The organism is Streptomyces sp. NPDC046308, assembly GCF_055588065.1.
In genome coordinates this window covers 469366-488932 of record NZ_JBVJFB010000006.1, presented here as the reverse complement: position 1 = coordinate 488932, position 19567 = coordinate 469366, and the positions used below count along the sequence as shown (strand labels likewise).

The window sequence follows — 19567 nt, the reverse complement described above, 5'->3', positions numbered from 1 at the left end:
CGGAGGAGAACATCATGAGCCGCAGCGACGTCCTCGTAGACGCCGACTGGGTCGAGGCCCACCTGAACGACGAGAACGTCGTCGTCGTCGAGGTGGACGAGGACACGTCCGCCTACGACAAGAACCACATCAAGAACGCCGTCCGGATCGACTGGAAGCAGGACCTCCAGGACCCGGTCCGCCGTGACTTCGTGGACCAGGAGGGCTTCGAGAAGCTGCTCTCCGCCAAGGGCATCTCCAACGACGACACCGTCGTCCTCTACGGCGGCAACAACAACTGGTTCGCGTCCTACGCCTTCTGGTACTTCAAGCTCTACGGCCACCAGGACGTCAAGCTCCTCGACGGCGGCCGCAAGAAGTGGGAGCTCGACTCCCGCGACCTGGTCGACGGCAAGGACGTCCCGAACCGCCCGGCCACCGAGTACAAGGCCAAGGCCCAGGACACCTCCATCCGCGCCTTCCGCGACGACGTCGTGGCCGCGATCGGCAACCTGAACCTGGTCGACGTCCGCTCGCCCGACGAGTTCTCGGGCAAGCTGCTCGCCCCGGCGCACCTCCCGCAGGAGCAGTCGCAGCGTCCCGGCCACGTGCCGACCGCCCGCAACATCCCGTGGTCGAAGAACGCCAACGACGACGGCACCTTCAAGTCCGACGAGGAGCTCAAGGCCCTCTACGAGGCCGAGGGCGTCGACCTGTCGAAGGACACCATCGCCTACTGCCGCATCGGCGAGCGCTCCGCGCTCACCTGGCTGGTGCTGCACCAGATCCTGGGCCAGACGAACGTCAAGAACTACGACGGCTCCTGGACCGAGTACGGCTCGCTCGTCGGCGTGCCGATCGAGCTCGGCGCCAACAAGTAATCCCGGGCACGCGACGCCCCGTAGTACGACCTCTCTAGGACAGGACAGAGAACATGTGTGGAGCACAGATCGGCGGGCCCGACCTCGCGACGCTCAAGCCCGGTGAGACCGCGATCCAGGGCCAGGTGACCAAGGGCGGCGAGCCCGTCAGCGGTTACGTGCGGCTGCTGGACGGCGGTGGCGAGTTCACCGCGGAGGTCCCGACCTCGGCGACCGGCCAGTTCCGCTTCTACGCCGCTCCCGGCACCTGGACGCTGCGGGCGCTCGTCCCGGGTGCCCAGGCGGACCGTGCCGTCGTGGTCGCCGAGGCCGGCGGTGTGACGGACGTGGCGATCGCGGTCTGAGCACCGCACGTGTGATCGCTCGACAGATCGGCCGGAGGGCCGCACCCCAGGGGGTTGGACGCCACTGGAACGGGGTGCGGCCCTTCGTGCCGTCCGCCTTGTGCTCGCGGCCACCCGCTCTACGCTGGAGTCATGTACGCCCGGCGCCGGCGCGCCTATTTCCTGCTCATGGGCGGATGCCTGGTCCTCTTCGTCTCCGCCTGGACCTTCGTGCGCCTGCTGTCGGTCGAGGCCGCGGTGGCGCTGTGCGTGGTCGCCATGGTCATCCCGCCGGTGGCCGCGATGATCGCAAACCGGCGCGGCCCGGACGACCGCTGGTGGGACGACCCCTCGGGCGATCCGAAATCCGACGAGTGGTGGGACGAACTGGACGGAAAGCGGCGTCACGAGGACTGAAACCTTGTGAGACGAGACTGTGATCTTCGTTCGTACAACTGCTCCCCTCCGGTACGGGTCATGGGGTACGCGCGGGTAGCCAACCTGCGCCTCCAGGCTTGTGGGGGACCCCTTTGGAACACGAACAGACCATCCCTGAGCAGCGGAAAGGGGAGGAAAGCGGACCGGAAACGGACGCCTTGGCTCCGCGCCGCCGGACGGGCCGCACGACCCTCCTGATCGCGGGCGCGGCCGTGCTCGGCGCCCTCGCCGGGACGATCACCGGCTACGCGGTGCAGTACCACCGCGAGCCCACCCCGCTGCCGCCGCTGGCCCAGCAGGAGATGGCCGTGCCGAAGCCGGCGGCCGCGAACGACACGACCAGCCGGCGCTCCATCAATGCCAACCGCTGGCACAAAGCGGACGAGGACCTGGTCAAGAAGCTGGTCGAGGTGCCCGGCGGTGCGAAGGGCGGCTTCTCCGGCCCGATGTCCCCGGACGAGTTCTCCGCGAGCTACTTCGTCGAGCCCGCCGAGGGGCTCGGCGACCTCGGCCGCCACGTCAAGAGCATCGCCACCGCGCGGTGGTCCAAGGGCGACCGGGACTTCGTCGACATCCGCCTGCTCCAGTACCGCGAGCGCAACGGTGCCGAGGACTTCTACGCGGGCATGGTGCAGTACATGCCCACCAAGAAGTACGCGGGCAACGACGGCAAGGAGTTCCCGGGCGTTCCCGCGGACTTCGGCCACATGTGGATCGACTCCGAGGCGAACCAGAAGCCGGGCTACCTCCCGGTGCGCCAGGGCCGCGCCCTGGTCCGCCGCGGCGACGTCGTGATGGTCGTCGAGTGGACGAACAACCGCGGCGACGTCGACGAGGAAGCCCTCGTCGAGCTGGCCAAGCGACAGATGGAGCGGCTGTGAGCGAGCAGCAGGACGCAACCGGGCCCGAGTCGGCGCCCGCACCCGCAGTGCCGACCGAGCCCGCACCCGCACCGGCAGCGGAGCCCGCGGCCGCGCCCGTGCGCAAGAAGAACCGCAGGACGCTTGCGCTGGTCTCGGCGGCCGTCGGCGTCGTCGTCCTTGCCGGCGGTGGTGTCGCGGCCGCGGCCGCGCTCGCGGGCGCCGACCGGACCGCGCCGACGAGGTACTGGGTGGCCGAGGACCACACGACGAAGGGCACGCAGGCCCCGGTGCCGTCCGTGCCGTCCAACGAGCTGACGGGCAAGCTGCTGCCGCTGCCCAACAACTACTGGCTCGGCCCCGACCTCGACCCCGAGGGCAACGACTACTACGTCCCGAGCGAGAAGGCGCTGCAGAGCTTCAAGGACGGCCGCACCGGCCTCTCCGGCAGCCAGCGCGCAGAGCGGGACAAGGCGCTGGCGGACCTGAAGCTCAAGGGGCTGGCGGGGCGCAGCTACGCCAGGCAGGAGGGCTCCGGCTCCGCCGTCGCCGAGATCCGGCTCATGCAAGCCGATCCGCAGCAGGTCGCCAAGTTCGCAGAGTTCTCCAAGAAGCTCATCGAGCTCATCGGGACGGGCGGGGCGCCGCAGGTGGAGGGCCATCCGCAGGCCAAGTGCGGGCTGACCCCGCTCAGCGGAGGGGAGGACGACAAGAAGAAGATCGACGTCCTCGACTGCGTGGCCGTGGAGGGGGACGTCCTGGTCAGCTTCCGGATGTACGGGTCCACGGGCTTCGCGGTGAAGGACGCCGCAGGCCTGTTCAAGCAGCAACTCGACCACCTCAAGTCCCCCGGAGAGTCCGCGTGAGCGAGCAGACCGACACCGCCGCCGTGGCCGCGCCCGAGGCCGAGCCCGCCGCCGTGCCCGCGCCGGAGGTCCCGGAGGCGGTCACCGAGGTCACCGAAGCCCAGGAGGCCCCGGAGGCCGTGCCGGCCGCGCCCAAGGACCGGCGGCGGCTGTTCGCCGCCCTGCGCTGGACCGCCGCCGTCGCCGTCTTCGCGACCGTCGGCGCGGGCGTCGCGTACGGGATCACCCAGCCCGACCGCACCGACGTCCCCGGCCTGTCCACCGAGGGCGACGGCCGTTGGACCTTCCCGGCGCTGTCCCAGCCCGCGCTGCCCGCCGGCGCCCCGGTGCCCCAGGGCCCGGACAACAAGGACGGGACGCACTACGCGCAGCTCACCGGCCTGCTGGTGCCCGCTCCCAAGGGCGCCAAGGCCGACGACGCGGTCAAGGCGGACAAGGACGGGGCGGTGGCGCCCGACACCTTCCTGGAGGAGTACGCGCCCGACGCCCGCGAGAAGCTGAAGCAGTCCCTCGAATGGGACGGGCTGCGGCAGATCGTCGGCCGCGGCTGGACGACCGCCGACGGCACGCGCACGCACGTGTACCTGCTGCGCTTCCACTCGTCGGGCTTCGTGGACGCGTTCAAGGGCTGCGACACCAACGCGCGGTTCGCCGGCGTGTCGGCGCTCGACCTGGACGACGTGTGGAGCAAGGCCAAGAACACCCAGATGAACAGCACCACGCTGGACTTCCCGGGGGCGGCCAACTTCGACGGCACCGATCTGAGCGTCTACCAGGAGGTGAAGCCCTTCCTCGGCGAGGAGCAGAGCAAGATCGGGTGCCTCCGGACGGGTGACGTCCTCGGCATGGTGATCCAGACCCGCAAGGGCGAGGTGGCCCCCGTCCCCTTCCACCAGACGGTGATCCTGCAGAGCCAGCTGCTGAGCTGACGGCCGGGGCCGACCGCCGGGGCGGGCCGGTACGGCCCACCTCACACCGTGCGCCGGTCCCCGGGCCAGTAGGCTTGGGGACCGGCCCCGTACAGCCCCGAAACGATTCCGAGGAGCACCCCGTGCTTGAGGCAGTCTTCACCTCCCTGCTGGTCCTGGTCTGCGTCGGCGTCCTGGCCTTCACCGGCCTGGCCGTCAAGAAGCTGTACCAGGGTCAGCGCTGAGCGTCGGCCCGGCAGACCGCCCCGGAACCCCTCCCACAGATCGCCTGAGCAGCCATTCATGATCCAGATCCCGTCCGACCTGAACCCGGGCCTCGTCCCCCTCGCCTTCCTCCTCGGTACCTGGGAGGGCGCGGGCGTCTTCGACTTCCCCGGTGAGGAGAAGTGCAACTTCGGCCAGGAGGTCGTCTTCAGCCACGACGGCCGGGACTTCCTGGAGTACACCTCCCGCAGCTGGGTCCTCGACGCCGAGGGCAACAAGGTGCGGCCGCTGGAGTCCGAGTCCGGTTACTGGCGCATCGACAAGGACCGCAAGGTCGAGATCGTCATGGTCCGCGACCAGGGCGTCGTCGAGGTCTGGTACGGCGAGCTCGCCGACCAGAAGCCCCAGATCGACCTGGCCACCGACGCGGTCGCCCGTACCGCGGCCTCTGGCCCGTACAGCGGCGGCAAGCGGCTCTACGGCTACGTGAAGAGCGACCTCATGTGGGTCGGCGAGAAGGCCACCCCGGACGTGGAACTGCGTCCGTACATGTCGGCCCAGCTGAAGAAGGTCGTCACGCCCGAGGAGGTCGCCGAGATGGCGCGCAACCTCCCGGACATGCCGGACGACGGCATCGCCTTCTTCCGCTGAGCGCGGCGTCCACAGGCTGTGCGCGAAAGGGGACCGCGGGCTCGCCCCCGGTCCCCTTCACACCCATACACTGGCGGAGTGGTGAGCACCGAGAGCACCGATGGAACCCCGGGCCTGGACTGGAAGAGCGACCTGCGGCAGCGCGGATACCGGCTGACACCGCAGCGCCAGCTCGTGCTGGAGGCGGTCGACGCCCTGGAGCACGCGACTCCCGACGAGATCCTCGTCGAGGTGCGCAAGACCGCCTCCGGGGTCAACATCTCCACGGTCTACCGCACCCTGGAGCTCCTGGAGGAGCTCAAGCTGGTCTCGCACGCCCACCTCGGGCACGGGGCCCCCACCTACCACCTCGCCGACCGGCACCACCACATCCACCTGGTCTGCCGTGACTGCGGCGACGTCATCGAGGCGGACGTGGACATCGCCGCCGAGTTCACGGCGAAGCTCCGCACCACCTTCGGTTTCGAGACCGACATGAAGCACTTCGCGATCTTCGGCCTGTGCCGGAAGTGCGCCGCCGAGCAGCGTGCCGCTTCCGCGTAGCAGGGTCGTAGGCTTGGTCGCATGACCAGCAGCCCCTTGCTCCATCTCCCCGGCGCCGTGCAGGCCGAAGGCCGCGACGAGGGCGTCGCCGCCCACTACGGCGAGCTGTACGGCGAACAGCGCGCCCTCGCGGACGGACGCGGCTTCGTCGACCTCTCGCACCGCGGGGTCGTCACCGTCACCGGGCCGGAGCGGCTGAGCTGGCTGCACCTGCTGCTCACCCAGCACCTGACGGAGCTGCCGGCCGGGCAGGCCACCGAGGCGCTGATCCTGTCCGCGAACGGCCACATCGAGCACGCGCTCTACCTCGTGGACGACGGCGAGACCACGTGGGCGCACGTCGAGCCGGGCACCCAGGGCGAGCTGATCGCCTACCTGGAGTCCATGAAGTTCTTCTACCGCGTCGAAGTCGCCGACCGCACCGAGGAGTTCGCGGTCGTGCACCTGCCGGCCGGCTCCATCGCCGAGGTCGCCGAGGAACACGTCGTCCGGGAGATCGCGCACGGCCGTGACGTCTTCCTGCCCCGCGCCGAGCTGGAGGCCTTCGCCGCCTCGCACGGCCCGGCCGCCGGCCTCCTCGCCTACGAGGCCCTGCGCGTCGAGGCGCACCGGCCGCGGCTCGGCCAGGAGACCGACCACCGGACCATCCCGCACGAGCTGGGCTGGATCGGCACCGCCGTGCACCTGCAGAAGGGCTGCTACCGCGGCCAGGAGACGGTGGCCCGCGTCCACAACCTGGGCAAGCCCCCGCGCCGCCTGGTCTTCCTCCACCTGGACGGCTCCGAGGTGGTCCTCCCGGCCCACGGCGCACCGGTCCGGCTCGCCGCCGACGGGGACGAGGGCCGCCAGCTGGGCTTCGTGACCACCGCGGTCCGCCACCACGAGCTGGGCCCGATCGCCCTCGCGCTGGTCAAGCGGAACGTGCCGGTGGACGCCCCGCTGCTGGTCGGCAAGACCGCCGCCGCGCAGGAGGTCGTCGTGGCCCCCTGAGGGCCCTGAGGGCCCCCGACGTCAGACGTCGATGACGATGGTGAACGGGCCGTGGTTGGTCAGCGAGACCCGCATGTCCGCGCCGAACCGGCCCGTCTCCACCGTCGCGCCCAGCGCGCGCAGCTGCGCCACCACCTCGTCGACCAGCGGCTCGGCCACCGGGCCCGGCGCCGCCGCGTTCCACGTGGGGCGGCGGCCCTTGCGGGCGTCGCCGTAGAGCGTGAACTGGGAGATCACCAGCAGCGGCGCGTTCACGTCGCTGCAGGACTTCTCCGCCTCCAGGATCCGCACCGACCACAGCTTGCGGGCCAGTACGGCCGCCTTCTCCGGCGTGTCGTCGTGGGTCACCCCCACCAGCACGCACAGTCCCTCGCCGACGATCTCGCCCACGGTCTCGCCGCCCACGACGACGCTCGCGCCGTCCACCCTCTGCACCACTGCTCGCATACCACCTGTGTACCAGCAGTGCACCCGTCTGGGGCCGATCGGGTGGAGTGGGACTGCGTCGGGGCCACGGAGAGTGGCACCATGCACGCAGGCGGTGCGGGTGCGCCGCACCGGTCGAGGGGACGGACTCGTTCGTATGAATACTTCTGGTACCTCCGTACCTGCATCACCCGCTTCCATCGCAGCTGCCGCGGTACGACCGCCCGCGCAGCGCACGGCCGAGACGCAGGGGACGCCGACCCCGACCACCGCGCTCGGGCTGCCGGAACTGCGCGCGCTGCGCCGTGACGCGCAGCGCGACGAGGCCGATCTGAGCTATGTGCGCAGACTGCTCCAGGGCCGCATCGACATCCTGCGCGCCGAGCTGGCCCGCCGCAGCGACCCCGAGCTCGCCCGCCGCACCGACCCCGAGGCGCCGGTGGTGGACCGCCTCTCGGCGATCCTCGCCGACGCCCCCTCCAGCCGCAGCGCCTCCGCCCGGCACGTCACGCTCGGCACCCCGCACAGCGAGGAGTTCCGGCTGCTGGCGGCGGAGATGCTGGCCGACGTGGAGCTCTCGGACCTGGGCGCCCGCACCGACGACGAGCTGCACGACGGGATGGGGAAGCTGGTGCGGTACGAGCAGCAGGTGTCGAGGCGCCGGCAGCAGCTCCAGCGCACGGTGGACGACTGCAGTGCGGAGATCACCCGGCGGTACCGGGAGGGAGAGGCGCAGGTGGACGACCTGCTGGCCTGAATAATCGGGCGACTGGCGCTGGTCGGGCGATTAGCGTGGCCCGCTATGAGTGCTGACGTCCGGCCGATCGCCGAATCCGAACTCCCCGACTGGCTGCGAACGGTGAACACCGGGTTCCTGAACACGGCCCGAGTGACCGACTCGGACGTGGCCATGCGGGCCAAGTACAACGACTTCGCCCGCACCCAGGGCGCGTTCGACAGCGACACCGGCCGTTGCGTGGCGGCCTTCCGCTCCTTCACCCAGGAGCTGACGGTGCCCGGCGGGGCCGCCGTCCCCTCCACCGCGATCTCCAACGTGGGCGTGCTGCCCACCCACCGCCGCCAGGGTCTGCTGACCCGGATGATGGCCGCCGAGTTCGCCGCGGCCGGGGCGCGCGGCGACGTGCTGGCCACGCTGATCGCCGCCGAGTACCCGATCTACGGACGGTACGGGTTCGGACCCGCCACCTCCCTCGCCGAATGGGAGATCGACGTACCGCGCACCGGACTGGACCGGCGGCGGTCGGCGCCCGCGGACGGCGGGAGGATCGACCTCGTGGACGAGGCGGAGGTCCGGCGGGTCGGCCCGGAGCTGCACGAGCGGCTGCGGGCGCGCACCCCCGGCATGATCGACCGCAGCGAGCGCTGGTGGCGCATGAGTACCGGCCTGGAGCAGATCTCCTACCGCCCGTACCAGGAGAAGTTCTTCGCGGTGTACCGCACGGCGGCCGGTGAAGTGGCGGGGCTGGTCAGCTACCGGGCCGACGACCACTGGACGGACGCGAAGGTCCCGCAGAACACCGTGCAGGTCCACGACCTGCTGGCGCTCACCCCGCAGGCGGAGCGGGCGCTGTGGCACTTCCTGTGCTCGATCGACTGGGTGCTGAAGGTCCGCACCGGCTACCGGGCTCCCGACGACCTCGTCCCGCAGCTGCTGCCCGACCCGCGTTCGGCCCGCATCGTCACCGCCGCGGACTTCCTGTGGGTGCGGGTGCTGGACGTCGCACGGGCGCTGGGCGCGCGGACCTACGAGGCGCCCGGGGAGCTCGTACTGGAGGTCACCGACGCGTCGGGGCCGGCGGCCGGCCGCTACCGGCTGGACGCGGGCACCGGCACGTGCGAGCGGACCGGGGCGGCGGCGGACCTGCGGCTGGAGGTGTCAGCACTGGGCGCGCTGTACCTCGGTGACGCCTCCGCGGTACGGCTGGCCGCGCTCGGGCAGGTCACGGAGGAGCGGCCGGGGGCGGTCGCGCTGGCGGACGCGGTGTTCCGGACGGCGCGCCGCCCGTGGTGCCCGGACATCTTCTGACCCGTACCGTGCCCCGTGTCGGAAAACTGAGGACTGAGGTATTTGACGTCACTTGTGGAGTCCCTGCGCGCGGCCGGCTGCGTCTTCGCCGAGGAAGAGGCGGAGCTGCTGACCGGGGCCGCCCGGGACGACGGGCACCTGGCGGAGCTGCTGGCCCGCCGGGTGGGCGGTGAACCGCTGGAACACGTGGTCGGCTGGGCGGAGTTCTGCGGTCTGCGCCTGGCGGTGGGCGCCGGGGCGTTCGTGCCGCGCCGGCGCACCGAGTTCCTGGTGCGGGAGGCGGTCGAGCTGGCCCGGCCCGGCGCGGTGGTGCTCGACCTGTGCTGCGGGGTGGGCGCCCTGGGCGCGGCGGTGGCCTCGCAGCTGCCGGGCGGCGCGGAGCTGCACGCGGCGGACATCGACCCGGCGGCGCTGGCGTACGCGCGGCGCAACGTGGCCCCGTACGGCGGCCGGGTGTGGGAGGGCGACCTGTACGCCGCGCTCCCCGAGTCGTTGAAGGGCCGGGTGGAGCTGCTGGTGGTCAACGCCCCGTACGTGCCGACGGAGGAGATCGGCCTGATGCCGTCGGAGGCGCGGGAGCACGAGCCGCTGGTCTCCCTGGACGGCGGAGCCGACGGCCTGGACGTCCACCGCCGGATCGCGGCGGGCGCGGCGGCGTGGCTGGCCCCGGGCGGTCACCTGCTGATCGAGACGAGCGCCCGGCAGTCCCCGTCGACGGCCTCGGCCCTGGCGTCCGCGGGGCTCGCGGTCCGCGCGGTCACCTCGGAGGAGCTGTACGCCACGGTGGTGATCGGCACGGCCTGAGGGGCGCTGCGGGCCCGCCGGGGAGCAACACCGCGGGCCCGTCGAAAGAAGACTGCGCCGGGCTGTCACATCCGTGCGGTGCGGCGGGTCAGAGGAGTGAAGCAGGCGGGAAACCGACCGGAGCGAGTCCGCACCGGCGCCCGTCTGAGGGGAGCTCGGATGTCCACCACCGCCGTTGTTTTCGCCCTGGTCGGCGCGTTCATGGTCGCCTTCTCGGCCGGCTCGGTCTTCTTCAAGGCCCAGTGGGTCGTGGAGCCGATGGTGCAGTACGGCGTCCCGCGCTCGTGGTGGAACCTGCTCGGCGCCGCCAAGGCGGCCGGGGCGGCCGGCCTGGTGGTCGGGGTGTTCGTACCGGCCGTGGGCATCGCCGCCGCGATCGGCATCGCCCTGTACTTCACGGGGGCCGTGATCACGGTGCTGCGGGCGAAGTCGTACGCCCACGTCGCCTTCCCGGTGATCTACGCGGCCCCCGCGGTCGTGGCCTTGGTGCTCGGCTTCAACGGCTGAGCCGTTCCGCCGGCCGGGGCGTGTGGGAGCTGTTGCAAGCGGCATGCTTGCAATAGTTAGCGCGATGCGGCAGGATCGCAGCATGGCATCGCTCAACGTCGGAAACCTCGGCGAGTACCTCCGTGAGCAGCGTCGGCAGGCCCAGCTTTCGCTGCGGCAGCTGGCCGAGGCCGCGGGGGTGTCGAATCCGTACCTGAGCCAGATCGAGCGCGGGCTGCGCAAGCCGAGCGCGGACATCCTCCAGCAGCTGGCCAAGGCGCTGCGGATCTCCGCGGAGACGCTGTACGTGCAGGCCGGGATCCTGGATGAGCGGGACCCGGACGAGGTGGAGACGCGAGCCGTCATCCTCGCCGACCCGAGCATCAACGAGCGGCAGAAGCAGGTGCTGCTCCAGATCTACGAGTCGTTCCGCAAGGAGAACGCGCTCGACGTGCCTGCCGCACCCGCCGTACCCGCCGACGAGATGCCGTCGAAGACGAACCGAAGTTGATCCGGGAGGACCAGCACATGGCCATCACCGATGACCTGAAGAAGACCCTCACCGACCCCACCCCCCTCTACTTCGCAGCCGGCACGGCCGACCTCGCCGTGCAGCAGGCCAAGAAGGTGCCCGAGCTGATCGAGCAGCTGCGCGCCGAGGCCCCCGCACGCATCGAGGCCGTGAAGAACACGGACCCGAAGGCCGTGCAGGAGGCGCTCACCGCCAAGGTCGCCGAGGTGTTCGGCGCGATCGACCCGAAGAAGCTCGGGGAGAGCGCCCAGGACCTGGCGCTGCGCGGCGTGGGCGTGGCCGCGGAGTACGCGGTGCGCGCCAAGGAGACGTACGACAGGGTCGCCGAGCACGGCGAGCAGGCCGTGCGGACCTGGCGGGGCGAGTTCTCCGAGGAGATCGTCGACATCGCCGTGGCCGTCGAGCCCCAGCCGCAGGCGCCGGCCGAGCCGGCCGCCTCGTCCGCGGCCGGGACCGAGCCGGCGGCCGCTGCCGCCGACGAGGAGAAGCCGTCCGCGAAGAAGCCCGCCGCGCGCAGGGGCGCGGCCAAGAAGGCCGGCGTCACGGCGGACGACGCCGGCTGAACCGGAACCGTGTGAGCGACGACGGGCCGGGCACCCTTCAGGGTCCCGGCCCGTTGCGGTTCATGAGGGCGCCCGTGCCGGTAGCGTGGAGTCGGGCGGCATCGGAAGTGTGAAGCGCAGGCATGAGAAGGCGGTCGAAGCGATGTTGATGGACGGGTTCGATCGGGGCGTGCTCCCGCTGCTCGGGTACGCCATGCTGCTGCTCGCCGTCGCGGCCTTCGTGATCGCGCTGCTGGCGCGCGAGGACGCGTACCGGGCCGCCGACAAGCAGACCAAGACCTTCTGGCTGGTCATCCTCGGCGTCACCGTCCTGGTCGACGCGTTCCTGCAGATGCTCTTCCTGCAGATCGCCGGACTGGTCGCGACCATCGTGTTCTTCGTCGACGTGCGCCCCGCCCTCAGGCAGGTCTCGGGCGGCGGCGGCCGCGGTGGCCGGCGCGGCGGCAGCAGCAGTGACGGGCCGTACGGCCCCTACAACGGCGGCCGCTAGCCCCTGGCGCGGACGGCGGCCCTGCGGGGCTCGCCGCCCGGCGGTCAGCCCTCGGCGCGGGAGAGCAGGACCACGGCCACGTCGTCCGTGAGCTCGCCGCCGTTGAGGCGGCGGGCCTCGGTGACGGAGGCCTCCAGCAGCCCCTCGCCGCTCAGCCCGCGCTCCAGGTGGCGGTTGATCATGTCGACCATGCCGTCCTGGCCCAGCCGCTCCTTGCCCTCGCCGATCCTGCCCTCGATGAGGCCGTCGGTGTAGAGCATCAGGCTCCAGGTGCCGCCCAGCTCGACCTGGCGGCGCGGCCAGCGGGCCTTGGGCAGCAGGCCCAGGGCCGGACCGCTGTTCTCGTACGGCAGCAGGCGCGCGCGGCGGCCCGGCCGGGAGATCAGCGGGGCCGGGTGGCCCGCCAGGCACAGGCCCGCGCGGCGACCGTCGGGGGCGATGTCGACGGTGCAGAGGGTGGCGAAGATCTCCTCGTTCGGGCGTTCCACCTCCAGGACCTCCTGGAGGGTGGCCAACAGGTCGTCGCCGCACAGGCCGGCCAGCGTCAGGGCGCGCCAGGCGATGCGGAGCTCGACGCCGAGGGCGGCCTCGTCGGGGCCGTGGCCGCAGACGTCGCCGATCATGGCGTGGACGGTGCCGTCGGGGGTGCGGACGGTGTCGTAGAAGTCACCGCCGAGCAGCGCCCGGCTGCGGCCGGGGCGGTAGCGGGCGGCGAAGCGGAGGTCGGAGCCCTCCAGGAGCGGGGTGGGGAGCAGACCGCGTTCCAGCCGGGCGTTCTCCTGGGCGCGCAGTTTCGATTCTGCAAGTTTGTACTGGGCGATGTCGGCCCGTTTTCTCTCCACGGCGTAGCGGATGGCGCGGCTCAGCAGCCGGCCGTCCAGCTCGTCCCGGAAGAGGAAGTCCTGTGCGCCGACCCGGACGGCCTCGGCGGCGCGCTCGGCGTCGTCCTCGCCGGTGAGCACGAGGACGGCGTGGCGGGGCGCGATGCGCAGCACCTGGCGGAGCGCTGCGAACCGGTCCACGGAGGTGGCCGTGCCGGCGCCGACGCCGGCGGCTCCCGGCACGGCCGGTACGCCCGCCATGCGGGCGCCGGCGTCCGGGAGGGCCAGGTCGAGGAGGATGCAGTGCACGTCGGGGGTGAGCAGCCGCTCGGCCTCGGTGAGGTTGCGGGCGGTGCGGAGCCGGATGCGGTGGCCGTCGGCGTCGAGGATCTCGGGGACGGTGAGACCGCCGGCCGGGTCGTCCTCGATGACCAGGAGGGTCAGCGGGACCGGGTGAGGGGCCGCTTGCGGAATTGCCTGTGGGGTCGCCTGGGGAGTCGCTTGCGCGACGGCGGTGGCGGCGGGCGGTGCGGCGGTGTGCAGAACCGCCTGACCGCCCTCCGTGGCCGGGGTGTCCCTCTGCCGCGGTACGGGTACGGACATCGTCTCCGGTTCCTTCCCTCCCCCCGAGGGTGCGCTCGTCCGCCGACCCTAGCGGTCCCGGCCCGGCGAGCGGAATGCCGTTCCGGGGCAGGGCCTCCGGCATATGCCGTTATCGCGGGGGAAAAACGTCCTCACTGATGACAAAGGTCACGGTGGGGCCGCAGTCCGTCCCGCCTGGCGAGACGTCTTCCCCGCCTCCGTGGTTGCCTCAGCCGCCCCAGTGGTTGCCTCGGCCGCCCCAGTGGTTGCCCCGGCCCGGCCGTCCGGCCCGCCCGCCCGTCCGGCCCGCCCGCCCGGTCCGGCGTCCGAGGGCCGGGGCCCGCAGCTACGCGTCGGGGCGGACCACGGCCTTGATCGGCATGGAGCCCGCGCCCGCCATCGTCACGTTGCGGCCGGGGCGCGGGGCGTGGACCATCGCGCCGTCGCCCACGTACATGCCGACATGGCTCGCGTCGTCGAAGTAGATGATCAGGTCGCCCGGGCGCATGTCCTTGAGCGCGACCTTCGGCAGCAGCCGCAGCTGCTCCTGCGAGGTCCGCGGGATGCCCCGGCCGGCCGCCAGCCAGGCCTGCGAGGTCAGCCCGGAGCAGTCGAACGAGCCCGGACCCTCGGCGCCCCACTCGTACGGCTTGCCCATCTGCGCCGTGGCGAACTGCACGGCCCGCTTGCCGGCCTCCGTCGCCTTGGCGTTGACGTCCTTCATCGCGCCCGTCGACAGCCACGCCGTCTGCGCCTTGTACTGGGCTTCCTGCTCCAGCTGGATCAGCCGGGCCTTCGCCTCGGCCTCCAGCTTGCTCTCCAGCTCCTCCGCCGCCTTGATCTTCTCCTGGATCTGCTTCTTCGAGTCCTCCTGCTTGACCCGGTTGGCCTCCAGTGTCTTCCAGCGGTCACTCGCCTCCTGGGCGTACCGCTGCAACTCGCTCTGGGTCCGGCTCAGTTCGGAGAGGAGGTCGGATGTGGCCTTCTCGCCCTGGCGCAGTCGGCCCGCCCCGTCGAGGAACTGGCTCGGGCTGTCGCTCAGCGCCAGCTGCGCGCCCGGCGGCAGCCCGCCCGAGCGGTACTGGGCGCGGGCGGCCGCGCCCGCACGGCTCTTGAGGGTGGCGATCCGCTCCTGGCCGGCGACGACCAGGTTGGCGATCTCGACGATCTTCTCCGACTGGGCCTTGGTCTCGGCCTCGGCGAGGTTGTAGGCGTCCGTGGCGGTGCCCGCCTGCCGGTAGAGCTCCTCGATCTCCTTGCGGACCTGTTCGAGGGACTTGCCGCCCGGTCCGGGCAGCGGGGCGGCGGGATCGCGGGGGGAGGCCGGTGCGGTGGGTGCGGCGGGCGAGGCGGGAGCGCTCGGCGTCGCGTACGCCATGCCCGTCGCGAGACCCGGCGTCGTCAGTATCGCCAGCGCGCACACCAGCACGAGCGAGCTTGCGCCCCGTCGCCGTACGGTCCCCATGGTCCCCCCAGGCACCCGTGTCAGACCTGGTATCAGATCTGACTATTCGTCAGTAACTTCCCACTGCCATCGGGATGGTGCCACGAGTCGGTGAATTCCGACACCCTTGTGGATACCTTTCCGATCTTGTCCGCCCCAACGGACGCCGTGCCCCTGCCCCTCACGGACCAACGGCCCGCCCGCACCCCCGGTTCCCCTTCCGCACCCCCGGTGCACCACCGGCACCGCTCTCACCCCACCGGGCGCAACGCCTCCCAGCGCACCGTCAGTTCCCCCTGCCGCCACCGCCCCGGCCCGTCCGCCAGCGGCCAGTCGACGGCCAGTGCCCGCGCCGTGCGGATCCAGCGCTGCCGGGCCCCGTACGAGGCGTACGGAGCCGCCGCCGCCCACGCCCGGTCGAAGTCGCGCAGGAACGCGTGCACCGGCTCGCCCGGCACGTTCCGGTGGATCAGCGCCTTCGGCAGCCGCTCCGCCAGGTCCGAGGGGCGCTCCAGGGAGCCCAGCCGGGTCGCGAACGTCACCGTACGCGCCCCCTCCGGGCCCAGCGCCACCCACACGTGCCGCCGCCCGATCTCGTCGCAGGTCCCCTCCACCAGCAGCCCGTCCGGCGCCAGCCGCGCGCACAGCCGCGCCCACACCTGCGCGACCTGCTCCTCGTCGTACTGGCGCAGCACGTTCGCCGCGCGGATCAGCGCGGGACGCGCCCCGCCGTCCAGCGGGACCTCGAAGCCCCCGTGCCGGAAGCTCAGGCCCTCCCGCTCGTACGGCTTCGCCCCCGCCACCCGCGCCGGCTCGATCTCGATGCCGACCACCCGCACCCGCGGCGCCGCCTCCCGCAGCCGCGCCAGCAGCTCCACCGCCGTCCACGGCGCGGCCCCGTAGCCGAGGTCCACCGCGACCGGCGCCTCCGCGCGGCGCAGCGCCGCCCCGTGCGCGGCCGCGATCCAGCGGTCCATCCGGCGCAACCGGTTCGGATTCGTCGTCCCGCGCGTCACCGAGCCCACGGGGCGGCCAGGGGCGCGACCGGGCGCGCGGCTGGTGGGCGGGGTGGTGCGGGAGGCCATGAGCCGAGGGTAAGCGGAGCGGCCGCGTCGGATGAAAACCCGGCCGTGCCCCGAGAAAAACGGTGAAACCGCGAGGAAAACCGGAGACCCCGGAATGCGGGGGACCGCCATCCGGGTTGCACTCCTTGCAGGGCGCCCCACGCGCCCTCGCAGGCATGCCATCCAGTCATGCCACCGCCAGGCCGCCGGCCAGGCCGTCAGGTCGTCCGTCAGGCCGCCCGCCAAGCCGTCCGAGCGTTTCGCGCACACCGTCCGAGCCGAGAGGAACTGCTCCCTTGAGCCAGTACGTGTCCCGCCTCGGCGGCAGCCTCAGCGGCCGCCTCGCCGCCGCCCGCGCCACCCGCCACGAGCCGCCGCGACTGCGCCTGCCCGCCGTGGGCCACCACCGCAAGCCGCGCCGTGTGGCCATGCTCAGCGTGCACACCTCGCCGCTGCACCAGCCCGGCACCGGCGACGCCGGCGGGATGAACGTCTACATCGTGGAGCTCGCCAAGCGGCTCGCCGCGATCAACATCGAGGTCGAGATCTTCACCCGGGCCACCACCGGCGGGCTGCCGCCCGTGGTCGAGCTGGCCCCCGGGGTCCTCGTACGGCACGTGGACGCGGGCCCGTACGAGGGCCTCGCCAAGGAGGAGCTCCCGGCCCAGCTGTGCGCCTTCACCCACGGCGTGATGCAGGCGTGGGCCGGCCACCGGCCCGGCTACTACGACCTGGTCCACTCCCACTACTGGCTCTCCGGCCACGTGGGCTGGCTCGCCGCCGAACGCTGGGGCGTGCCCCTCGTCCACGCCATGCACACCATGGCCAAGGTGAAGAACGCGGCGCTCGCCGAGGGCGACACCCCCGAACCCGCCGCCCGCGTCATCGGCGAGACCCAGATCGTGGCCGCCGCCGACCGCCTCATCGCGAACACCGCCGAGGAGGCCGACGAACTCGTCCGGCACTACGAGGCCGACCCCGGCAAGGTGGCCGTCGTCCACCCCGGCGTGAACCTCGACCGCTTCACGGTCGGCGACGGCCGGGCCGCGGCCCGCGCCCGCCTCGGCCTCCCGCGGGACGCCGTCATCCCGCTCTTCGCCGGGCGCATCCAGCCCCTGAAGGCCCCCGACATCCTGCTGCGCGCCGTCGCCGTCCTGGTCGACCAGGACCCCTCGCTGCGCCGCCGCCTCTTCGTCCCCGTCGTCGGCGGCCCCAGCGGCAGCGGCCTCGCCAAGCCGGAGGGCCTGCAGAAGCTCGCCGCGAAGCTCGGCATCGCCGACCTCGTGCACTTCCACCCGCCGGTGGCGCAGGACGGCCTCGCGGACTGGTTCCGGGCGGCGTCCGTGCTGGTCATGCCCTCGTACAGCGAATCGTTCGGGCTCGTCGCGATAGAGGCCCAGGCCGCCGGTACGCCGGTGCTCGCGGCCGAGGTCGGCGGCCTGCCCGTCGCCGTCAACGACGGGGTCACGGGCATCCTCGTACCCGGGCACGATCCGGCGGACTACGCGCGGGAGCTGCGGCGCTTCGTGGACGATCCCGCGCTCGCGGACCGGATGGGCGGCGAGGCGGCGCGGCACGCCCAGTTCTTCGGCTGGGACACGGCGGCGAGCGGCACGGCCGACGTCTACACGGCGGCCATGCATGATCACCGCCGTCGCGTACGCTCCCACCATGGCTGACGCTGACACCGCCGGAATCATCGAAGCGACCCTGGCCGGCGCGGAACTGAGCTGGGAGTGCCCCTCCCCGGGCACCTACGTCGTCCAGCTCCCCGGCACCCGCAAGCTGAGCACCACCTGCTCGCTCCGGGTCGGGAAGCACTCCCTCTCGGTGAACGCCTTCGTGATCCGCCACCCCGACGAGAACGAGGCGGGCGTCCATCGCTGGCTCCTGGAGCGCAACCTCAAGCTGTTCGGCATGGCGTACGCGGTGGACCGCCTCGGCGACGTCTACCTGACGGCCCGCCTCCCGCTGTCGGTCGTCACCGCCGAGGAACTGGACCGCCTCCTCGGGACGGTCCTGGAGGCGGCGGACGGCTCCTTCAACACCCTGCTGGAGCTGGGCTTCGCGAGCGCGATCCGCCGCGAGTACGAATGGCGCGTCTCCCGCGGCGAACCCACCTACAACCTCGACGCGTTCAAACACCTGACGCAGCCGTCGTGAAAGACGGCCTCGCCGGCGGGTGAGGCGCGGGGTACGGGGCGGAGCCCCGGCAGCGGCGCAGCCCCGTCACGCCTCGGCGGCAGCCCGCAGCGGCTTCGCATCGGCCCGGGCGCCCGCACCCGCGGCCTCGACCACGCCACCCCCGGGAAGGCTCCGCATCAGGAGCCAGTACCCCGCCGCCGCCACCGTCCCCAGCACACCGGTGGCCCCCCACAGCCAGTCGGCCCCGTACCGGTCGATCACGAACCCCGCCATCAGCGGCGCCACCAGCGAGGCCACCGCCCAGGACAGGTTGTAGACCCCCTGGTAGCGGCCACGTCCGTGCACCGGCGACAGCCGTACGACCAGGCTCATCTGGGTCGGCGAGTTCACGATCTCCGCCAGCGTCCACACGCACACCGTCAGCGCGTACGCCCACAAGGGCCCGGCGAAGGCCGTCAGCGCGAATCCGTACCCGGCCAGGAGCGCCGAGATCACCAGCAGCTTCTGCGGATCGTGGCGTTCGATGAACGCCGTGACCGGGATCTGCAACAGCACGATCAGCGCGCCGTTCACGGCGATGACCAGCCCGTAGTCCCCGGGGGAGAAACCGGCGCCGCCCATCGCGACGGGCAGGCCGACCGAGCCCTGCGTGAAGATCAGCGAGATCAGGAACGACAGCCCGACCACGCCCATGAACCGTCCGTCCCGCAGCACGCTCCCGAGCCCGATCGCCTGCTCCGCGCCGGTGACCGCCCTGCCCGCGGTGGCGGGCGAGGGGCCGTCCTGGGGCCGGGACTCGGGCAGCTTCACGTACACGAGCACCGCGCACGTCAGCGTGAGCGCGGCCTCGCCCAGGAAGCCGGCCAGGTAGCTGTACTCCGCGATCACGCCCGCCGCCGTCGCGCTGATGGCGAAGCCGAGGTTGATGGCCCAGTAGTTGAGCGCGAAGGCCCGTACGCGGTCCTCCGGGCGGACGATGTCCGCCATCATCGCCGCGACCGCCGGCCGGGACGCGTTCGAGGTCATGCCGACGAGCAGGGCCACGGCGGCGATCGCCGCCGGGTGCTCCATGAAGCCGAGCAGCGCCACCGAGAACGCGGTCGAGGCCTGGGCGGCCAGCAGCGTGGGGCGCCGCCCCAGCCGGTCGGTCATCACGCCCGCGACGAGCGAGGAGACGACACCGCCGAGCCCGTGGAGGGCGACCACCAGTCCCGCGAAGGAGGCCGAATAGCCCCGGTCCAGGGTCAGGTACAAGGTCATGAACGTGGCGACGAAGGCCCCGAGCCGGTTGATCAGCGTGCTCGTCCAGAGCCACCAGAACGCGCGGGGCAGACCCGAGACGCTCTCCCGGGCGGCCCGTCTCAGACTGGCAGCGGACATAAAGGATTCCCCCCGGGAGCGTAAGTGTCACTTGAGCAGAGTGAACATTACGATCGGTGGGTCCCGGGGCGCCAGTGAATTGACGCGCGCGGTCAATCGGAGGTCGATCGGAGGCCGAT

General features: G+C 72.2%; 23 protein-coding genes. 18 read left to right on the top strand and 5 right to left on the bottom strand.

From position 1 onward, the window contains the following. The first annotated feature begins 14 nt into the window (after positions 1-14). From ACZ6JT_RS25735 to ygfZ, 9 genes are all read left to right on the top strand, one after another. Positions 15-860, top strand: a complete 846-nt coding sequence (locus ACZ6JT_RS25735) for a sulfurtransferase (RefSeq protein WP_469213192.1) — start codon at positions 15-17, stop codon at positions 858-860. A gap of 53 nt (positions 861-913) precedes the next feature. Continuing rightward, positions 914-1204 carry a DUF1416 domain-containing protein gene (locus ACZ6JT_RS25730; RefSeq protein ID WP_365482669.1) on the top strand — a complete coding sequence of 97 codons (291 nt, stop codon included), beginning with the start codon at positions 914-916 and terminating at the stop codon, positions 1202-1204. Between the two features lie 132 nt (positions 1205-1336). Further along, entirely contained in the window at positions 1337-1600 is a 264-nt protein-coding gene (locus ACZ6JT_RS25725) for a DUF3099 domain-containing protein (RefSeq protein ID WP_327736129.1), read from the top strand. A 179-nt stretch (positions 1601-1779) separates the two neighbouring features. Further along, positions 1780-2502, top strand: a complete 723-nt coding sequence (locus ACZ6JT_RS25720; protein WP_469213189.1) for a hypothetical protein — start codon at positions 1780-1782, stop codon at positions 2500-2502. After that, complete coding sequence (locus tag ACZ6JT_RS25715) at positions 2499-3347, top strand: hypothetical protein (protein WP_469213188.1); 849 nt, start codon at positions 2499-2501, stop codon at positions 3345-3347. Before ACZ6JT_RS25720 ends, ACZ6JT_RS25715 begins: the two co-directional genes overlap by 4 nt. Continuing rightward, entirely contained in the window at positions 3344-4276 is a 933-nt protein-coding gene (locus ACZ6JT_RS25710) for a hypothetical protein (protein ID WP_469213186.1), read from the top strand. Before ACZ6JT_RS25715 ends, ACZ6JT_RS25710 begins: the two co-directional genes overlap by 4 nt. Before the next feature lie 282 nt (positions 4277-4558). Beyond that, entirely contained in the window at positions 4559-5131 is a 573-nt protein-coding gene (locus ACZ6JT_RS25705; protein WP_390789971.1) for a heme-binding beta-barrel domain-containing protein, read from the top strand. A 78-nt stretch (positions 5132-5209) separates the two neighbouring features. After that, a complete protein-coding gene (locus tag ACZ6JT_RS25700; RefSeq protein WP_376614532.1) occupies positions 5210-5674 on the top strand; it encodes a Fur family transcriptional regulator in 465 nt (154 codons plus the stop codon). 21 nt (positions 5675-5695) lie between these two features. Further along, a complete protein-coding gene (ygfZ, locus tag ACZ6JT_RS25695; protein ID WP_469213183.1) occupies positions 5696-6664 on the top strand; it encodes a CAF17-like 4Fe-4S cluster assembly/insertion protein YgfZ in 969 nt (322 codons plus the stop codon). A 21-nt stretch (positions 6665-6685) separates the two neighbouring features. Here ygfZ and dtd read toward each other — a convergent pair whose 3' ends face one another. Next, positions 6686-7111 (bottom strand): D-aminoacyl-tRNA deacylase, encoded by a 426-nt coding sequence (gene dtd, locus ACZ6JT_RS25690; RefSeq protein WP_319724899.1) that lies wholly within the window; start codon positions 7109-7111, stop codon positions 6686-6688. A gap of 136 nt (positions 7112-7247) precedes the next feature. Between dtd and ACZ6JT_RS25685 the strand changes: the two genes are divergently transcribed. From ACZ6JT_RS25685 to ACZ6JT_RS25655, 7 genes are all read left to right on the top strand, one after another. Continuing rightward, positions 7248-7847 (top strand): RsiG family protein, encoded by a 600-nt coding sequence (locus ACZ6JT_RS25685; RefSeq protein ID WP_469213181.1) that lies wholly within the window; start codon positions 7248-7250, stop codon positions 7845-7847. A 45-nt stretch (positions 7848-7892) separates the two neighbouring features. After that, a complete protein-coding gene (locus ACZ6JT_RS25680) occupies positions 7893-9137 on the top strand; it encodes a GNAT family N-acetyltransferase (protein WP_469213179.1) in 1245 nt (414 codons plus the stop codon). Positions 9138-9170: 33 nt separating this feature from the next. Continuing rightward, complete coding sequence (locus ACZ6JT_RS25675) at positions 9171-9941, top strand: putative protein N(5)-glutamine methyltransferase (RefSeq protein WP_469213303.1); 771 nt, start codon at positions 9171-9173, stop codon at positions 9939-9941. 159 nt (positions 9942-10100) lie between these two features. Next, complete coding sequence (locus ACZ6JT_RS25670) at positions 10101-10448, top strand: DoxX family protein (protein ID WP_469213178.1); 348 nt, start codon at positions 10101-10103, stop codon at positions 10446-10448. A gap of 82 nt (positions 10449-10530) precedes the next feature. Next, the gene (locus ACZ6JT_RS25665) at positions 10531-10938 is read left to right on the top strand and encodes a helix-turn-helix domain-containing protein (protein WP_469213177.1); all 408 of its coding nucleotides are present in this window, start codon (positions 10531-10533) and stop codon (positions 10936-10938) included. Between the two features lie 17 nt (positions 10939-10955). Continuing rightward, a complete protein-coding gene (locus tag ACZ6JT_RS25660; protein ID WP_469213175.1) occupies positions 10956-11522 on the top strand; it encodes a hypothetical protein in 567 nt (188 codons plus the stop codon). Between the two features lie 142 nt (positions 11523-11664). Next, positions 11665-12012, top strand: a complete 348-nt coding sequence (locus tag ACZ6JT_RS25655; protein WP_469213173.1) for a DUF2516 family protein — start codon at positions 11665-11667, stop codon at positions 12010-12012. A gap of 44 nt (positions 12013-12056) precedes the next feature. On the opposite strand, the gene ACZ6JT_RS25650 is transcribed toward ACZ6JT_RS25655, so the two are convergent. From ACZ6JT_RS25650 to ACZ6JT_RS25640, 3 genes are all read right to left on the bottom strand, one after another. Beyond that, positions 12057-13436 carry a PP2C family protein-serine/threonine phosphatase gene (locus tag ACZ6JT_RS25650; RefSeq protein WP_469213172.1) on the bottom strand — a complete coding sequence of 460 codons (1380 nt, stop codon included), beginning with the start codon at positions 13434-13436 and terminating at the stop codon, positions 12057-12059. Between the two features lie 325 nt (positions 13437-13761). Further along, complete coding sequence (locus tag ACZ6JT_RS25645; protein ID WP_469213171.1) at positions 13762-14880, bottom strand: C40 family peptidase; 1119 nt, start codon at positions 14878-14880, stop codon at positions 13762-13764. A 230-nt stretch (positions 14881-15110) separates the two neighbouring features. After that, positions 15111-15944: a class I SAM-dependent methyltransferase gene (locus tag ACZ6JT_RS25640; protein WP_469213170.1), complete on the bottom strand. Its 834-nt coding sequence runs from the start codon at positions 15942-15944 to the stop codon at positions 15111-15113. Between the two features lie 275 nt (positions 15945-16219). Between ACZ6JT_RS25640 and mshA the strand changes: the two genes are divergently transcribed. Together mshA and ACZ6JT_RS25630 are read left to right on the top strand one after the other, a co-directional pair. After that, positions 16220-17602 (top strand): D-inositol-3-phosphate glycosyltransferase, encoded by a 1383-nt coding sequence (mshA, locus tag ACZ6JT_RS25635; protein WP_469213169.1) that lies wholly within the window; start codon positions 16220-16222, stop codon positions 17600-17602. After that, on the top strand, positions 17595-18086 hold the full coding sequence (locus tag ACZ6JT_RS25630) for a type III secretion system chaperone family protein (protein ID WP_469213167.1): 492 nt from the start codon (positions 17595-17597) through the stop codon (positions 18084-18086). The genes mshA and ACZ6JT_RS25630 overlap by 8 nt, the downstream gene beginning before the upstream one ends. Positions 18087-18152: 66 nt before the next feature. Here the strand turns inward: ACZ6JT_RS25630 and ACZ6JT_RS25625 are convergent, their stop codons facing one another. Next, positions 18153-19448 carry an MDR family MFS transporter gene (locus ACZ6JT_RS25625; RefSeq protein WP_469213166.1) on the bottom strand — a complete coding sequence of 432 codons (1296 nt, stop codon included), beginning with the start codon at positions 19446-19448 and terminating at the stop codon, positions 18153-18155. Positions 19449-19567: the final 119 nt, after the last annotated feature.

What these genes read in the sequence shown, in the direction of transcription:
- ACZ6JT_RS25665 (WP_469213177.1), top strand. Translation starts at nt 10,531, where the DNA reads ATGGCATCGCTCAACGTCGGAAACCTCGGCGAGTACCTCCGTGAGCAG.
- ACZ6JT_RS25735 (WP_469213192.1), top strand. Translation starts at nt 15, where the DNA reads ATGAGCCGCAGCGACGTCCTCGTAGACGCCGACTGGGTCGAGGCCCAC.
- ACZ6JT_RS25680 (WP_469213179.1), top strand. Translation starts at nt 7,893, where the DNA reads ATGAGTGCTGACGTCCGGCCGATCGCCGAATCCGAACTCCCCGACTGG.
- dtd (WP_319724899.1), bottom strand. Translation starts at nt 7,111, where the DNA reads ATGCGAGCAGTGGTGCAGAGGGTGGACGGCGCGAGCGTCGTCGTGGGC.
- ACZ6JT_RS25730 (WP_365482669.1), top strand. Translation starts at nt 914, where the DNA reads ATGTGTGGAGCACAGATCGGCGGGCCCGACCTCGCGACGCTCAAGCCC.
- ACZ6JT_RS25650 (WP_469213172.1), bottom strand. Translation starts at nt 13,436, where the DNA reads ATGTCCGTACCCGTACCGCGGCAGAGGGACACCCCGGCCACGGAGGGC.
- ACZ6JT_RS25640 (WP_469213170.1), bottom strand. Translation starts at nt 15,944, where the DNA reads ATGGCCTCCCGCACCACCCCGCCCACCAGCCGCGCGCCCGGTCGCGCC.
- ACZ6JT_RS25625 (WP_469213166.1), bottom strand. Translation starts at nt 19,448, where the DNA reads ATGTCCGCTGCCAGTCTGAGACGGGCCGCCCGGGAGAGCGTCTCGGGT.
- ACZ6JT_RS25660 (WP_469213175.1), top strand. Translation starts at nt 10,956, where the DNA reads ATGGCCATCACCGATGACCTGAAGAAGACCCTCACCGACCCCACCCCC.
- ACZ6JT_RS25705 (WP_390789971.1), top strand. Translation starts at nt 4,559, where the DNA reads ATGATCCAGATCCCGTCCGACCTGAACCCGGGCCTCGTCCCCCTCGCC.
- ACZ6JT_RS25670 (WP_469213178.1), top strand. Translation starts at nt 10,101, where the DNA reads ATGTCCACCACCGCCGTTGTTTTCGCCCTGGTCGGCGCGTTCATGGTC.
- ACZ6JT_RS25630 (WP_469213167.1), top strand. Translation starts at nt 17,595, where the DNA reads ATGGCTGACGCTGACACCGCCGGAATCATCGAAGCGACCCTGGCCGGC.
- ACZ6JT_RS25655 (WP_469213173.1), top strand. Translation starts at nt 11,665, where the DNA reads ATGTTGATGGACGGGTTCGATCGGGGCGTGCTCCCGCTGCTCGGGTAC.
- ACZ6JT_RS25685 (WP_469213181.1), top strand. Translation starts at nt 7,248, where the DNA reads ATGAATACTTCTGGTACCTCCGTACCTGCATCACCCGCTTCCATCGCA.
- ygfZ (WP_469213183.1), top strand. Translation starts at nt 5,696, where the DNA reads ATGACCAGCAGCCCCTTGCTCCATCTCCCCGGCGCCGTGCAGGCCGAA.
- ACZ6JT_RS25725 (WP_327736129.1), top strand. Translation starts at nt 1,337, where the DNA reads ATGTACGCCCGGCGCCGGCGCGCCTATTTCCTGCTCATGGGCGGATGC.
- ACZ6JT_RS25645 (WP_469213171.1), bottom strand. Translation starts at nt 14,880, where the DNA reads ATGGGGACCGTACGGCGACGGGGCGCAAGCTCGCTCGTGCTGGTGTGC.